The following is a 15,729-nucleotide window of genomic DNA, read 5'->3' as shown; positions in this document are numbered from 1 at the left end:
TTATAATCTTTATAATTAGTTTAATCCCTACAACCGCATTCTGTCAATAATAGCACACTATTTATTATTTTAAAATGATTTTCATTGTAAAGTACTATATCATAATAATGAAAACCATTTCTTAAGGAAATTAATTCCATTTTTAACTAGAATAACTCTAGTTTAAGTCATTTTCGAATTACGTCATATGTAGGGAACGTTCTTCTCCTTTAAGTGATTGGTTAATATATCGTGCAGCGACAAATAAATAATCCGATAACCGATTAAGAAAAGCAATGGCTAATGGATTTACACCTTCAATAGCTACTGCTAGACGTTCTGCTCTTCTCGTTACTGTTCTTGCGACATGTACGGCTGATGCTGCTTGGACGCCGGAGGGTAAAATAAAATTTGTTAACTGCTCTAGCTGCTCATCCCAATGATCAATTTGCTTTTCTAATGTTTGAATATGCTCTTCTTTTAGTTGCCAAGGAACTTCTTTATCTGCTGGTGTGGAAAGCTCTGAGCCAACATAAAACAGCAATGTTTGTACACTAATAAGTTCTTGAATGAAAGTTGTTTTTTTAGGAAATGACTTTTCTTCCAAAAAACTTATTGCCAAACCAATCATGGAATTCACCTCATCACAAGTTCCATATGCCTCGACACGAAGATCGTTCTTATTTACTCGTTCTCCGTATATTAGCGAAGTTTTTCCTTTATCCCCAGAACGAGTATATATTCGCATGCATCTACCTCCTCACTTCATTTTAAGTTACACGAATAGTTTTCCCAAATTCCAACATATAATCGTAACCATACCATGAAGTTTTCTATGCAACAAGTCGATAACCGAAATCGATTATCAGCCTTACAAAAGAATATGGAATTCCATACATTATCGTTTTAAACAGTGAATATATTCGATTCGCTAGTAAAGGGAAGCTTAATACCACTAATATGGGGGCAAAAGAAGCATAGCATAAAAACCGATGTTTGCTTATAACGAGCAATAAAATAAAAATCGTTTAACCGTGCCGCTTCAGAAGATCACACCTCTTAAAGATTAAATCATAATACAGAACCCGGTATCCGTTCCCTGTTACACAAAAGGGGACCTAAAAGACCACCAAACCATTGGTCTTTCAGGTCAGCCCCCTTAATTACATATTATTCATTTTGATTACTTTTCCGCTTAAGGAAGAAAAGCAATAATCCAAATGCTAAAATCAATGAACCAATTAATATAAAACTAAAGATATTTGTTGCTGTATTTGGTAATTTAGACCTCTCCTGAGAACTTTGTGGATTCTTTGCATTTTTCGTTCCTTCTGTACCTTTCGTGCCATCAGTTGTATTAGGGTCATTATTTGCTTCGGAACCAGTATGATCGGTTTGCTGCGTCAAATCTGAAATTGCTTTCTCTAGGTTGTTAAGTGCTTGGTCGACTTCTTCCTGTGTTACTTCTTTATCCGCTATTACATCCTGAGCTTCTTTTAAAGCTTGAGTAAATACCTTCCAGCTATTTGCAGTGTAATCCGACTTATTTTTCTTCTTTGCTTTAGATATAGCTTTTTCTAAGGCTGATTTGTCTACTTTCACTTCTTCTAAACCTTTAATCGCATTCATTAAGGATTTAACGGCTGCATCCACTTCATTTTGGGTGGCTTCTTCATTGTTTAGAATTTTGTGTGCTTGTTCTAAAGCTCCGACTAGGACTTTCCAGCTTTCCTCAGTATAGTTTGACTCATCTTTCTTGCTTGCTTTGTTCACCACTTCTTTTAAGTCTGACTTATCTACTTCAACTGCATCTTGTTTTTCTTTTAGACCTTTAATTGCTTCTTTTAAGTTTTTAACAGCTTTATCTACTTCGCCTTGAGTAGCTCCCTTATCTTCTAAAATATTCTTTGCTTCTTCCAACATTAAACTAAAGGATTTCCAACTGTCTTCTGTATAGTTCGCTTCTTTCTTAGCTTCAGCCTCTACTACGACTTTCTCTAAAGCTAATTTGTCAGCTTTTTCTTCTAGTTGTTCCATTGCCCTTATTAATGTTTCAAAAGCTTTATCTACTTCATTTTGGGTGGATTCTTCGTTAGCTAAGACGTTTTGCGCTTCTTCTAACGCTTGAACAAAGTGCTTCCAACTGGTTTCTGTATAGTTCGTTTCTCTCTTAGTCCCTGCCTCTTCTATAACTTCTTCTAACGCTGATTTGTCTACTTTCTCTTCAAGTTGATCCATTGCTTTCGTTAGAGCTTTAAAAGTTTCGTCCACTGCATTCTGGGTGACTTCCTCATCATCCAGAATCTTCTTGGCGATATCTAGTGCTTGTACAAAAGTCTCCCAGCTATCTTCCGTGTATTTCGATTTGTCTTTAGTATCCGCCTGCTTCACAGCGAATTCTAATTTCGATTTATCCACTATCCCAGGCTTAACTTCTAATGACTCCATAGCGTTAGTCAATGATGCAATGGCTTCAGCTACTAATTCTTGAGTTGCTTCTTCATTATCCAATACAGCCTTTGCTTCTTCTAGCGCTGCGACAAAGGTTTTCCAACTTTCTTCCGTATAATTTATTTCTTTCTTAACTTCAGCTTCTTCTATGATTTCTTCTAACACTGATTTATCTACTTTCTCTGTAAGTTGATCCATTGCTTTAGTCAAGGCTGCAAAAACATCGTCTACTTCATCCTGGGTTGCTTTTTCATCGGCTAAGACGTTCTTTGCTTCTTCTAATGCTTGGGTAAAAAATTTCCAGCTAGCTTCTGTATAGTTGGATTCCGTTTTAGTTTCTGCCTCCACTATCACTTCTTCCAAGATCGATTTATCCACTTTTTGCTCTAACTGTTCTATAGCTTTCGTTAACGCTTCAGCTGCTTTATCTACTTCATCCTGGGTTGCTTTTTCATCGGCTAAGACGTTCTTTGCTTCTTCTAATGCTTGAGCAAAGACTTTCCAGCTAGCTTCTGTATAGTTGGATTCCGTTTTAGTTTCTGCCTCCACTATCACTTCTTCCAAGATCGATTTATCCACTTTTTGCTCTAACTGTTCTATAGCTTTCGTTAACGCTTTAGCTGCTTTATCTACTTCATCCTGGGTTGCTTTTTCATCGGCTAAGACGTTCTTTGCTTCTTCTAATGCTTGAGCAAAAACTTTCCAGCTAGCTTCTGTATAGTTGGATTCCTCTCTCTGTAGCGAATCATCAATTATACTTTTAAGTTCTTCTTTGTGGACCATTTCTTTAACCGTAACGCTACTAGTTGCCTTATGTCCACCGCTTACAGTTTGAGCTGTAATGGTGGCATTTCCACTAGTAATACCCGTAACCACACCATCACTATTAACTGTTGCAACCTTTTCATTACTACTACTCCATTTAACCTCTTTATTTGCTGCATGTTGAGGTTCAACTTTTGCATGTAATTGAATTTCTTCATTAACTTTTAATTCTATATTTTCTTTATCTAGAGTTATGCTTGTTACAGGAACAATAGACGCTTTAAAATTACCAATTGTATGATTTAATAATTTTAATGTCTGGTGATAGCTAATTGCAGCTTTATCTCTTGCTGAAACAAAAGAATCCCATTTTTTTAGCGCATTAACTAATTCTTCTCGTTCACTTTTCCCGACCGATTCTTTAGGTATTTCTTTTAATAACTTTTGTCCTTCCCGCTTAAGCTTATTCACTTTAGAGTAATCGTAAATCTCCAACTCAAACATACTATAGCCATATTTGGTAGTTGGTTTGGTTAAAGAAATTTTTACATATTTAGCTGTCGTATCTTTTAAATGAATAATATCCCGATTTCCTTTTGGTGAATGATCGGAATAAGAATATACCTTTTCAAAATCTTTTTCATCTTTAGAAACAAATATTTCATACTCGCTTGCTCTAGCTTGTTCCCACTCCATTTTTACAGTATCAAATTGTTTCTCATCATCTAATTCAACCATTATCCATTGATTATCTCTCTCTTCAGGACCAACTTTGTACTGAGAACCCCACCTTGTTGCATAATCTCCATCTATAATATTTGCTGCTTTGTGAGAGTCATTATATTGGGAAGATGCCGTTGCCTTTTGCTTATAAGCTAAATTCCTAGGTTGGTCTACCGTTTTTTTAAACTTTTTAAGCTTTTCCTTTACCTTCCCAGCCAATCTATCATATGTGATAATATCTAAGTTTTTTTCTGACAAATATGATTTTAATTCATCTTTAGCCGCAATTAATTCACTTCTTGCATTTTGATCCCCAGCATCAGTTAGTATAGAACCCAACAGTTTTTCAACTTGCTCTACTAGCTTTTGACCACTTGTTTTCAAATCTAGGTTACCGTATATTTCTACTTCAAAAATACTGTAGCCATATTTGGATGCTCTTTCCGACATAACTATTTTTACATATTTAGCCTTTACATCCTGCAAATTAATGGTATCGATTTGACTCCTCGTCTTATCATTATAGGAGTATACGGTTTTAAAGTTTTTTCCATCTTCTGATACTTGAAGATCATATTTATTTGCCCTTGCCTTTTCCCAAAAAACTTTAACGGTACTCAAATCATATATTTCATCTAATTCAATCATTATCCACTGATTATCTTTTTCCTCTTCCGTATCATAGTTGTACTTTGAACCCCATCTTGTTCCAAAATTACCATCCGTTATAAAGGAGGCTGCTTGAGAACTATCATATTCAGAAGAAGCTGTTACCTTTTGCTGGTAAGCAATATTTTCTTGCAAACTATTTTCTAACTTATTATTCGTTATTATGAAGTTATCTATCGTTCCCTTTATGCCGTTACCTATTTTTTCAAGAGGTAGGACAAAGGTTGACGAATCACCTGTACGTCCCTCTAATTTATTAATTTGAGTTGATGTTGAAACTTTCTTTCCATCAATATATAGAGTTGTTTCTCGATTATTTCCTGTTATTATGATATTCTGCCACTTATTTTCTTCTAAGGAATAATCATGCTTAAATTTATAGTTTTCAAACTTATATTTACTTCCTTCAGATGTTTTCTCGTTTCTTTCATAGCCTAATTTTCCAGTTCCGTCAATGTCGAGATAAAAATTCCCTTCATCACCAGAAAAAAGGGTTGCGTTTTCAAGTGAATCCTTATCTAGTTTAATATCAAATGATACACTATATGGGTAACCTATAGAATCAAATGGTAATTCAAGATATCCATTACCATCTAATTGCAGCGCCTTTCCATTCCCATTATCAACGATAGTACCGCCGTTGATTTTCGCATTATAATCATTTCCAGATAAATCTTTTACAACGTTGTTTTCAACGGAATTAAAATCGTATTTTGCTACAATTTCGGAATTTGATCTTATAAATCTGGCAGGATTGGACATAGGAATTTCGTTTTCAACCGCACCTACCCGTTCCATAAATTCTCCAGAAGTCTGGCCTTCTGTTTTTTCGCCGTACCAAGTTTTTTCAGACACGAGCATAACCGCATCCTTTAGCCGATCAAAAATGTCAAAACTTGATAAGCCGCCAGAAAATGATGTTACATCATTCCACAAGGCAAATTCAGCACCTTTAGTTTGCGGATGAGCAAACGGCATGGTTGCTCCTCCTATTCCACCTGATGATTTTGGCCTGAATTTATTCACCTCCCATTTGTCGTATTTATCTTTAATATCTAAATAGTCCGGGTAACCAGCATTTCCAATTGGAACAATATATAAATCAGTACCAGTTGTATTAATTATATCGAATCCCATATCATACATCTCGTTTACATCTGACCAGTGAGTTGCCCAAATATTCATCGTTGCATCACTACTTACTGGTGTATCACCATCAAAACCATTTTTTCCAAGTGACCCCCATAACCTCGTTTCATATCCTTTATTGTTTACATACTTGATAAAGTGGTCCGTATACGCTCTCATTTCTTCAGAATATTTTTTATCATATTCATCTGTACCAATATGAAATTTGTCACTTTGAACTACGCGATTTTTATCATTGGGACTTTCACCTAAAAACTCATCCATCAGAGATTCGATGAATGGATAAACCAACTTACGCTTTTCCGGTGTTGTTATATCCAAAGCACCTTTTTTCAACATCATATCCGGATTAACTGCTCTAAAGCTCTCAGCATGGTACGGTGTATCAATCTCTGTAACAACATCGATTCCATGTTTTTTCATCTCTTTTTGGAAAGCAATATATTCATCTTGTGGGTAATAACCATCTTTCGCATTTATTTCTGGGTATTTTTTACTTTCTACTCGGAATCCATGATAATCAGCGGATGCCCAGTAATCGTTAATATGCATTTGTAATTCATTTAACTTAAACCACGACATATACTCTGCCATTTCTTGAACTTTTTCTAAAGGTATAAACATTCTTCCTACATCAAGCATTCCAGAACGAACTTCATATTTTGGATAATCTCTCGCATATCCTTTTGGTATTGTATTTTGATTTTTTGATTGATAAAGGATTTGTGTAAGAGAAATTCCTCCATACTGAATCCCTTTCATTTCAGGTGCACTAATTTCAATATTATCCTTTATATTTAACGTATAACCCTCTTTACCCAAATGCTCTTGTGCACGGTTTAATGTTAGGTAAATATCGCCTTTAGCAGCTTTAGAACCCTTGTGAATATTTAACTTTTTACCAACCATTTCTTGGATATAACCTTGAATAGTAGTTGCAACCCCTATAAGTGCATCCGCATTAGCAGAATCTATTACTATTTTGGAATCCTCTAAGAGAGTGAACTCGCCTTGGTAGCCCTTCCATTCCCGGAGACCTGGAATTACGTTAGGAACAGAGTTATCCCCTTCTTCTTTCTCATATTGTCCTTTAACGTTTATTGGGATGTCGTTAGCTGACACAGCTACATCAGAACGATCATTTTTATTGGCAACCTTATATAAAATATTAACCTTCATATCCATAATCGGCTGATAATAATTAAGATTCATATCAATGATTTGTTTATTATCTGACCCATATAATGTAACTTCATAATTCTTATCCGGTATTTCTGGCAGTATAATTGAATTCCCATCACTAGAAATTTTCGGCTTATACGCTTCAATGTAATTTAGGGCGTCTTCTGCATTTTTAAACGTCACAGGTGTATTTTCTTCAGCTGCTACTACTATTCCTGAAAACATATTTAAGACTAAAAACAGAATGCTAATTATACTAAAATAAAATCTTTTTGTTCGCATCTTTATCCTCCTACCTCCATATTACTTTTAACCATAGGACCTACTATAAGACCATTTTTTATAGTCGAATTGAAAGAATCAATAATACCTAATACTATTTTTCACTAGAAAGATATCCCTCACTTTCATTAAATAATTTTGGTTTTCAAGTTACTTATAATTAAGAAAGCGCTTTTCTCACCTCCTTGATGAGTTTGCTTGAATGTTAATATAGGCACAATACCTTCTAATCTATTTAAATTGAAAACCGATGCCGTAGAGAAAATAAGCAGCATGAAACCGATATCATTTATAGGCATATTCATTTATTCATAAACTATTTGAATAATGATATATCAACCTTACGATACGTACTCGAGTATCGCCTTTCCTTTCCATCTCTTTCCTTTGTCGAACAACTCAAAGTTATCAAAAGAGAAGGATTGTCTACTTATTAACATACGATCTACCATCTTATTCTAATAAGAGACACTACCACACTTAGTATCGAGCCTCTTTTATTCCATAAGTGGAGAGCCACACTTTCTAGTATAAAGTCTAAAAAGTAAAAAGGCATGGTGGCAATAACGGAAGTACACACCCGTTATTAAAACCACCATGCCTAATCAAGTTAGTCACATGATACCTATATTTTATTACGTTAACGTTATCACAATTTTATATTATGTGTCAACTCTTCTCATGAGCGTTAAATTAAAGTGAAGTCTTTTACTATACTTACGTCTGGGATAAGGATTACCTGTGTAACCTTAAAACCCACGTCAAAAATTTCAACTAATGTGGAAATAGATAATCTCTTTCCTCTTCGTGCACCATAAGCTATAAGCTGCCAGTCAATACACGAGACATCCAAGACGCCCTTATTTGATAGAGAAAAATGACATGATAGACCGAGTACAGCCATACGTCTGTTTGTCCTTTTTAATCAGACACTTACAATTGCTCACGAATAAATTCAAGTGCAGCTTCCACATGCCCTTTCACTTTTACTTTACGAAACTCCTTTTGTAGAACGCCTTCTTTATCTATAATAAATGTTGAACGTTCGATCCCATAGTACTCTCGGCCAAAATTTTTCTTTAGCTTCCAAACGTCAAATTGCTCCGCTACTTGTTTTTCTTCGTCAGCCAGCAGCAAAAATGGTAGATCATGTTTATCAATAAACTTTTGATGTGATGCTACTGGATCCGGGCTTATACCAATAATCACAGCATCCAGATCTTTGAAGCTCTCATGCGCATCACGGAAGTCACAAGCCTCTGTTGTACAGCCTGGTGTCATATCTTTCGGGTAAAAATATAAAACAACATGCTTGCCTTTAAAATCAGATAAGCTTACTAATTCGCCATCCTGGTTTGGTAACGTAAAATCTGCTACTTTTTCTCCAACTTGTACAGTCATCATTATCCCTCCATCCTATGTTCAGCTTCTACTATATCATACATTTACTCGTCTATTCATTGATCCCTGCTCTGATCTTGATGTTGTACGAGCCTGAGTACAAAAGCAGTAGGTAAAATATAACCAATTAAAGCCTGGATGAGGGCAATGAATCTTCCTATACCAACAGGGGTTATATCGCCATAACCAATCGTTAACATCGTTACTCCGCTAAAATAAACGGCGTGTCCAATGGAGTCAAGTACCCCTCCTTGTCTCAATTCTCCATTTTCAACAAGAACCATATTTTGCATGGAGAGGACGAAATAAATTAAACCAAACCCGATGATAACAATCCCATAAATAAGCAAAAGCATATAAAAAAATTCTAAAGAAAACCCGCTTCGCCTCATATAAAGCTGCATTTTCCCAGCATAAATAAAATCAACTAAGCTCCTCCCCATGACAAAGATTACACAACCAACAAGCACCCATGCTATCATAGCACTATCTCTCCATTTCATACATACTATTACGAGTTTATGCAAATGGTTAAGAAGGCTTGTCATTTATTTATCTATGCGAGATATCCCCCCGCTTCAATCAGATCTGAAGGTTGATCAAGTGAATTTTTAATCAGCGGGGTTTTTCATTCATCCCCACGGCTTGTTAGTACCGCCCTGGGTATGACCTAAAAGCCTCTTATGAAATAGGCCATTTAGGTGCTGCTATCTTCCACTTAGACTTGTTGCTGCACAGATTATTCAACTTAAGTAAGGAATCTTCCAGCAACTTATATATGGGATAAATGGTGGGGAGTTCAAATTCTAAAAGAGATAGAGTAAAATAATATAGAAGCTTGTATAGACGAGGTAAGTCGATGGAATTATCAATCAAGTCATCGTCAGTTGAGCTAAATGGTGATAAGCTCTGGTCTATAGTCTTCAGTGAAAGTGTAAAGGAAGGTGTATCTATTGAAAAAAATATATCTTATAGAAGATGACAAAAAAATCGCTGATTTATTAAAAGATTATCTGGAAAAATACGAATATGATATTGAGCTCGTTCAAGAATTTGACCATATATTAGAAGAGTTTTCAAGCTTCGATCCACATCTTGTCTTACTCGATATAAATCTGCCTAGCTATGACGGATTTTATTGGTGCCGAAAAATTCGCAGCATATCCAACTGCCCGATAATCTTTATTTCCGCACGGGATTCAGGAATGGATCAAGTTATGGCAATAGAGAACGGCGGGGATGATTACATTACAAAGCCGTTTAACTTTGATGTTGTTCAAGCAAAAATAAAAGGGATTATGCGTAGAATCTATGGGGAATATGCCACAAGTACACCAGCTGATAGCATAGAAATTCACGGTCTATTCCTTCATCTAACTGCAATGGAAGTTAGTCTGAATGAGACCAGAGCCTTACTTACGAAGAATGAATTTATTTTGCTGAAGGCATTTATGGAGCATTTGAATCAAGTATTATCTAGGACTTATCTATTGGAAATGCTATGGGATGACGAACATTTTGTGGATGACAATACATTATCTGTCAATATTACTCGGGTGCGTAAAAAGCTAGAAGATATTGGTGTTAGTCAAAGCATTCAAACCGTTCGTGGCGCAGGATACAAAATGGTTGATACATGGAGTGAACGGCAATGAAAGACTTTCTGAAAGATAGTATTCCGACAGTGCTGTTCTTTTACGCCCAATTATTGGTTTTCATATTTATCGTTCAGCTATTCTATGGGATTAAATCTGTGCCGATGGGCTGGGATTTAATTACGTATTTATTTATCTTGTTAACGTTTGGTTTACTGCTATTTTTAGCTTATCGCTATTATCGATTACGTGATTACTATGTTACGATTCATCAAGATAAAGAAAATGTAACCTGGCTCCCAGACCCACCTACTCAGTTATTGACAAATATTAAACAGCAACATGATACACAAACGAGTCGCTATGCCGAAGAAATTGAACGTTTAAAACAACAAAAGCAAATGGAGTTTCATTTTATTCAACAATGGGTCCATCAAATGAAAACACCCGTTTCTGTGATGCATTTAACATTGCAAAAAGAAAAATTGCAGTTACCTCAGGGTTTCTTGCATAATATGCATGAAGAGTTAGAGCGGATGCAGCAAGGCTTAGATTTAGCTTTATACCAATCCCGCTTACAAAAATTTGACCGAGATTTTCAAGTACAGCAAATTGAATTAAGGGCACTAGTTAAAGAGGTTATTCAAGAATTTAAATCCAGTTTTATTCGTAATCAAGTATATCCCGAACTCGAAATCCCGCAAAACTATATCGTAACAACAGATTCCAAATGGTTGCGATTTGTAATCAATCAAGCAGTTTCTAACGCGATTAAATATTCAAAACCGGAATCTGCAAAAATTTATTTTCGTACAAAAGTATTCGATCATAAACTTACATTACAAATTACCGATACAGGCTATGGGATACCTCGAGAAGACATTAACAGAGTTTTCGATCCTTTTTTCACTGGCAAAAACGGAAGAAAATTTCGTGAATCAACAGGGATGGGACTTTATTTATCCAAACAAGTTTGTATCGAACTTGGTCATGAATTAACCATTTCTTCCGAAGAGGGAAAAGGAACAACAGTATCCATCCACTTTCAGCAGCATTAAACTTACAGAGTTGTAAGATTAATGCCCAAATCTGAAAGAAAAACCAATAGGATACCTTAGTTTTTCCTTTATAATAGGGGATAGCATTGTTAAATTAGCAATCAATTTGTATACCAAAAGCTACCAACAAGGAGGAGTAGAAATGCATGTACTAGAAGCAAATAATTTGTCCAAAACGTACGGTAGCAAACGTGGAATTTCTTATGAGGCATTGCATCAATTCAATCTTGCTGTTAAGCAAGGTGAATTTATTGGTATTATGGGACCTTCTGGCAGTGGTAAAACGACATTATTAAATTTATTATCTACGATTGATAAACCAAGTTCAGGAAAAGTCATCATCAATGGAAAAACAGTCACGTCTTTTTCTCGCCACCAATTAGCAAAATTTAGAAGGAAAGAAATGGGCTTTGTTTTTCAGGACTTTAATTTACTGGAAACATTAACCATCGGGGAAAACATTTTACTACCATTGACCTTAAACAAAATAAAGGTGAAAGACATGACCCACAAGCTGCTCCTCATCACCAAGCAATTGGAGATTAATGACATTATAGACAAACGAATTATGGAAGTATCTGGAGGTCAAATGCAACGAGCCGCAATAGCTAGAGCGCTTATCCATAACCCGTCTATTATATTTGCAGATGAGCCAACTGGGAATCTGGACTCCAAAGCATCCCTGCAAGTGATGAACACGCTTAGTCATCTGCAAAAACATTATCAAACAGCAACTCTAATGGTGACACATGATCCGTTTGCAGCCAGCTTTTGCCAAAGAGTCATTTTTATTAAAGATGGTAAATTGTATAACGAGATTCATCAAGGTGATAATCGGCAAAGCTTCTTTGAAGACATCTTAAATATGCAGTCATTATTAGGAGGAAATATCCATGACCTTCAGACAGTTCGCTTTTAATAATGTAAAACGAAATACACGTGCATATTTGAGTTACTTTTTAAGTTGTATGTTTGCAGTGATCGTCTTTTTTATGTATACGGTCGTTATTTTTCATCCCCAAATAGCAACATATGACTTTATTGATGCCGTAAAATTAGGGATCATCGTCTCTGAAATTATTATCTATCTGTTTTCTTTTTTATTTGTGCTGTATTCTACAGCAGCTTTTATTAAATCCCGCAAAAAAGAATATGGTATCTTAACGACATTAGGAATTAGTAAACTTCAGCTAAATCGAATGCTAATTTTGGAAAATACGATCATCGGTCTGGCATCCATTTTTGCAGGTATTTTAGTAGGTGCTTTATTCACGAAGCTTTTCTTAATGATTTTTTCTTTCATTTTGGGAACGGGCGAAGTTTTTTCATTTTATTTATCCTGGAAGGCCATTGCTATTACAGTGCTCCTATTCTTTATCATGTTTGAAGTCAATTCACTGCTTGTCGTGTTTACGCTGCGAACGAAGTCTATCATGGAAGTTTTCCGTGGAGCAAAAGCACCAAGGAAAAAACCACGCTTTTCCTGGATATTAAGTATTCTTGCGCTAGCTGCTGTGGTCTATTCTTATTATTTAGCGTATACGTCCGATATGATTTCCATAATGTACCGGATGTTCATTATTTTAGCGCTTATTATTCCTGGAACATATTTTTTATTTACGCAGTTTAGTATCGCTTTAACCAGCTTTCTACAGCGAAGGAAGGGCATTTTTTATAAGCATTTAAATTTATTAATTATTTCCGATTTGACCTATAAATTAAAGGATAACGCTAGGTTACTTTCTATGGTTACCATTTTAAGTGCGGTTGCCTTTACGTCTTCTGGTGTGCTATACGGCTTTTTTCAAAGCATTGAAGATGAGACAGAACGTTTTGTTCCTCATGACTTCTCGCTTGTCGCTGAAGGAGAAGAAAATAAACAAACTTTTATTGAAAGTATAAAACAAGTCGAAACGATCTTTCATGAGACAAATACACCATTTCAGTCACTAAAGGTACCTGCTATAAAAACAACATCTGTATCCAGTTCTCCATACTGGGATAATGTGGAGCTAATTGCATTTAGTTATTCAAATTACCAAAAAATGATGGAAGTAAACGATCAAGAGCCACCCTCACCTATAGAGGATGATCAAGCACTGTTACTTACTCAACCAATTTTAAGTTCATATATACCACAAATACCAAATAAATTACGGTTTAATTCTGGAAAAAATCAAACAGAACTTGAAATAAAAACTGGTAAAAATACGATCAATGCAACGATATTGGCGACCAATGCACTTATTGTACCGGATGCTGTATTCACTAAATTCAAACAGTCTGGGAAGCAGTTTTTTTATTATACAGCTCATATTCCAAATTGGATACAGCATATTGATGAAATTGAAAAAGCAGAAGCTGCTGTAACAAGCCCTAATATCTTTCCAGATTCTAAGGCAGGCATGTACACAAGTTTTAAAAAAACGATGTCGTACCTGTTCTTTTTTGGTATATTTATTAGTGTCCTATTCTTTTTAGCTGCTGGGTCGATTCTCTATTTTCGCATGTATCAAGGTATCGATAATGATGTAGCACATTATTATTCGCTCTATCGAATTGGCTTAACGGATAAAGAGATGAGGCAAATTGCTACCAGACAGTTGGCGTTTCTCTTCTTCCTGCCATTTTTAGTAGCCGTTATTCATGCTGGTTTTGCATATAAAGCGTTGCAAAATATGCTCGTGTCATCTGTTTTCATACCAAGCGTCTACATTATTTCGTTTTATTTTATCGTTCATTTTATCAATTTTATCTTTATCCGTAACTTTTATCTTTCTAAGCTCAAAAAAACATGGCGCGCCTCTACTTTGTAACAGCTTTGCTATTTGTTACACGAAGGTGTTTACTTAACGTTTTTGTCTTAGGGTTACTGAAAAGCCGTGAAACCTCTAGACTGCTGAATACAATTCAAATTTTTAGCCTTGTAGAAAATTAGGATAAGATATGGCGATAAAATTTCGTCACGGTGTTCAGAAAGATAGTTTTTTGTAAACGCATTGTCTCGATTTTGGCTATTCCTTATGTAATGGAGTTAATAACAACCGAATATGTCTCAACAACTTTTTGAACACACCAATAATTAGGAGGAAATAAATATGGATTTTTCAACATCAGAAGCGCTTCACCGGGAAGCATTAGAGCATATTGTCGGAGGAGTAAATTCGCCTTCACGTGCTTATAAGGCTGTGGGCGGTGGTGCCCCCGTTTATATGGAACGGGCAGAAGGAGCTTATTTTTGGGACGTCGATGGCAATAAATATATTGATTATCTAGGCGCATATGGACCGATTATTACCGGACATGCCCATCCACATATTGCTAAAGCAATCTCGCATGCAGCTACAAATGGCGTATTATATGGAACACCAACCAAACTAGAAAATGAATTTGCTAAAATGCTGAAACAGTCCATTCCCTCATTGGAAAAAGTCCGTTTTGTAAACTCAGGTACAGAAGCAGTCATGACAACTGTTCGCGTTGCTCGTGCTTATACGAACCGTACCAAAATCATCAAGTTCGCTGGTTGCTACCACGGTCATTTTGACGCCGTGCTAGTCGAAGCAGGATCTGGTCCAGCTACTCTTGGTACACCTGATTCTGCTGGTATCCCTGAGTCCGTAGCACAAGATGTAATCACTGTTCCTTTTAATAACATCGAAGCATTAAAACAAGCCTTGGATATTTGGGAAGATCAAATAGCAGCAGTTTTGGTTGAGCCAATCGTCGGCAATTTCGGAATTGTAGAACCAAAGGAAGGATTCCTGCAAGCTGTGAACGAGCTTACACATCAAGCTGGCGCACTCGTTATTTATGATGAAGTCATTACAGCTTTTCGCTTTACATACGGCAGCGCCCAGCAATTATATGACGTTGAACCTGATATGACAGCGATGGGGAAAATTATCGGTGGTGGCCTCCCAATTGGAGCATATGGTGGTAAAAAAGATATTATGGAACAAGTTGCTCCACTTGGCCCCGCTTATCAAGCTGGAACGATGGCTGGGAATCCAGCTTCCATGGCAGCCGGAATCGCATGTCTAGAAGTGTTGCAGGAAGAAGGGCTTTATGAAAAATTAGATCAACTTGGTAAAAAGTTGGAAGCAGGGATTTTAGAAAAAGCACGTCAATATGAAATCCCACTTTCTGTAAATCGGCTTTGTGGAGCATTAACTGTTTATTTTGGTGAAGGGGAAATCACGAATTATGATCAGGCTGAGGCTAGTGATGGGGAAAGTTTTGCCACGTTTTTCCGTCTGATGCTTGAGCAAGGAATTAATTTAGCTCCTTCCAAATATGAAGCTTGGTTCTTGACAATTGCTCATACAGAGCAAGATATAGACGACACCATTCATGCTGTCGAAAAAGCATTTCAACAAATGCAACTAAAATAATACGTGTATTGAAAACAAGGACTGTTCGTGACGCTTTTACGTTTTACGAACAGTCCTTTTTATATGCACATGCATATTTTT

The 15,729-nt window shown here is 36.1% G+C and carries 9 protein-coding genes; 5 read left to right on the top strand and 4 right to left on the bottom strand.

Annotated elements, in window-relative coordinates; all coding sequences use genetic code 11:
• Positions 1–178: 178 nt before the first annotated feature.
• From KBP50_RS03560 to KBP50_RS03545, 4 genes are all read right to left on the bottom strand, one after another.
• On the bottom strand, positions 179–727 hold the full coding sequence (locus KBP50_RS03560) for a cob(I)yrinic acid a,c-diamide adenosyltransferase (RefSeq protein ID WP_050350020.1): 549 nt from the start codon (positions 725–727) through the stop codon (positions 179–181).
• A 422-nt stretch (positions 728–1,149) separates the two neighbouring features.
• A complete protein-coding gene (locus tag KBP50_RS03555) occupies positions 1,150–7,200 on the bottom strand; it encodes a discoidin domain-containing protein (RefSeq protein WP_076362083.1) in 6,051 nt (2,016 codons plus the stop codon).
• 933 nt (positions 7,201–8,133) lie between these two features.
• Complete coding sequence (gene bcp / locus KBP50_RS03550; protein ID WP_050350019.1) at positions 8,134–8,601, bottom strand: thioredoxin-dependent thiol peroxidase; 468 nt, start codon at positions 8,599–8,601, stop codon at positions 8,134–8,136.
• A gap of 56 nt (positions 8,602–8,657) precedes the next feature.
• Positions 8,658–9,083: a potassium channel family protein gene (locus KBP50_RS03545; RefSeq protein WP_050350018.1), complete on the bottom strand. Its 426-nt coding sequence runs from the start codon at positions 9,081–9,083 to the stop codon at positions 8,658–8,660.
• A 471-nt stretch (positions 9,084–9,554) separates the two neighbouring features.
• Here KBP50_RS03545 and KBP50_RS03540 point away from each other — a divergent pair, with 471 nt between their 5' ends.
• The 5 genes from KBP50_RS03540 to KBP50_RS03520 all read left to right on the top strand — a co-directional run bounded on the left by KBP50_RS03540 (position 9,555) and on the right by KBP50_RS03520 (position 15,648).
• On the top strand, positions 9,555–10,256 hold the full coding sequence (locus KBP50_RS03540) for a response regulator transcription factor (RefSeq protein WP_050350017.1): 702 nt from the start codon (positions 9,555–9,557) through the stop codon (positions 10,254–10,256).
• Positions 10,253–11,254, top strand: a complete 1,002-nt coding sequence (locus KBP50_RS03535; protein WP_050350016.1) for a sensor histidine kinase — start codon at positions 10,253–10,255, stop codon at positions 11,252–11,254. Before KBP50_RS03540 ends, KBP50_RS03535 begins: the two co-directional genes overlap by 4 nt.
• A 142-nt stretch (positions 11,255–11,396) precedes the next feature.
• Entirely contained in the window at positions 11,397–12,173 is a 777-nt protein-coding gene (locus KBP50_RS03530) for an ABC transporter ATP-binding protein (RefSeq protein WP_050350015.1), read from the top strand.
• On the top strand, positions 12,148–14,070 hold the full coding sequence (locus KBP50_RS03525; RefSeq protein WP_050350014.1) for an ABC transporter permease: 1,923 nt from the start codon (positions 12,148–12,150) through the stop codon (positions 14,068–14,070). The genes KBP50_RS03530 and KBP50_RS03525 overlap by 26 nt, the downstream gene beginning before the upstream one ends.
• Before the next feature lie 282 nt (positions 14,071–14,352).
• Positions 14,353–15,648, top strand: a complete 1,296-nt coding sequence (locus KBP50_RS03520; RefSeq protein WP_050350013.1) for a glutamate-1-semialdehyde 2,1-aminomutase — start codon at positions 14,353–14,355, stop codon at positions 15,646–15,648.
• Positions 15,649–15,729: the final 81 nt, after the last annotated feature.

It is taken from the genome of Virgibacillus pantothenticus, from assembly GCF_018075365.1.
GTDB lineage: Bacteria > Bacillota > Bacilli > Bacillales > Amphibacillaceae > Virgibacillus > Virgibacillus pantothenticus.
The sequence above is the reverse complement of the archived record's forward strand: the minus strand, read 5'-3'. Positions and strand labels throughout refer to the sequence as shown.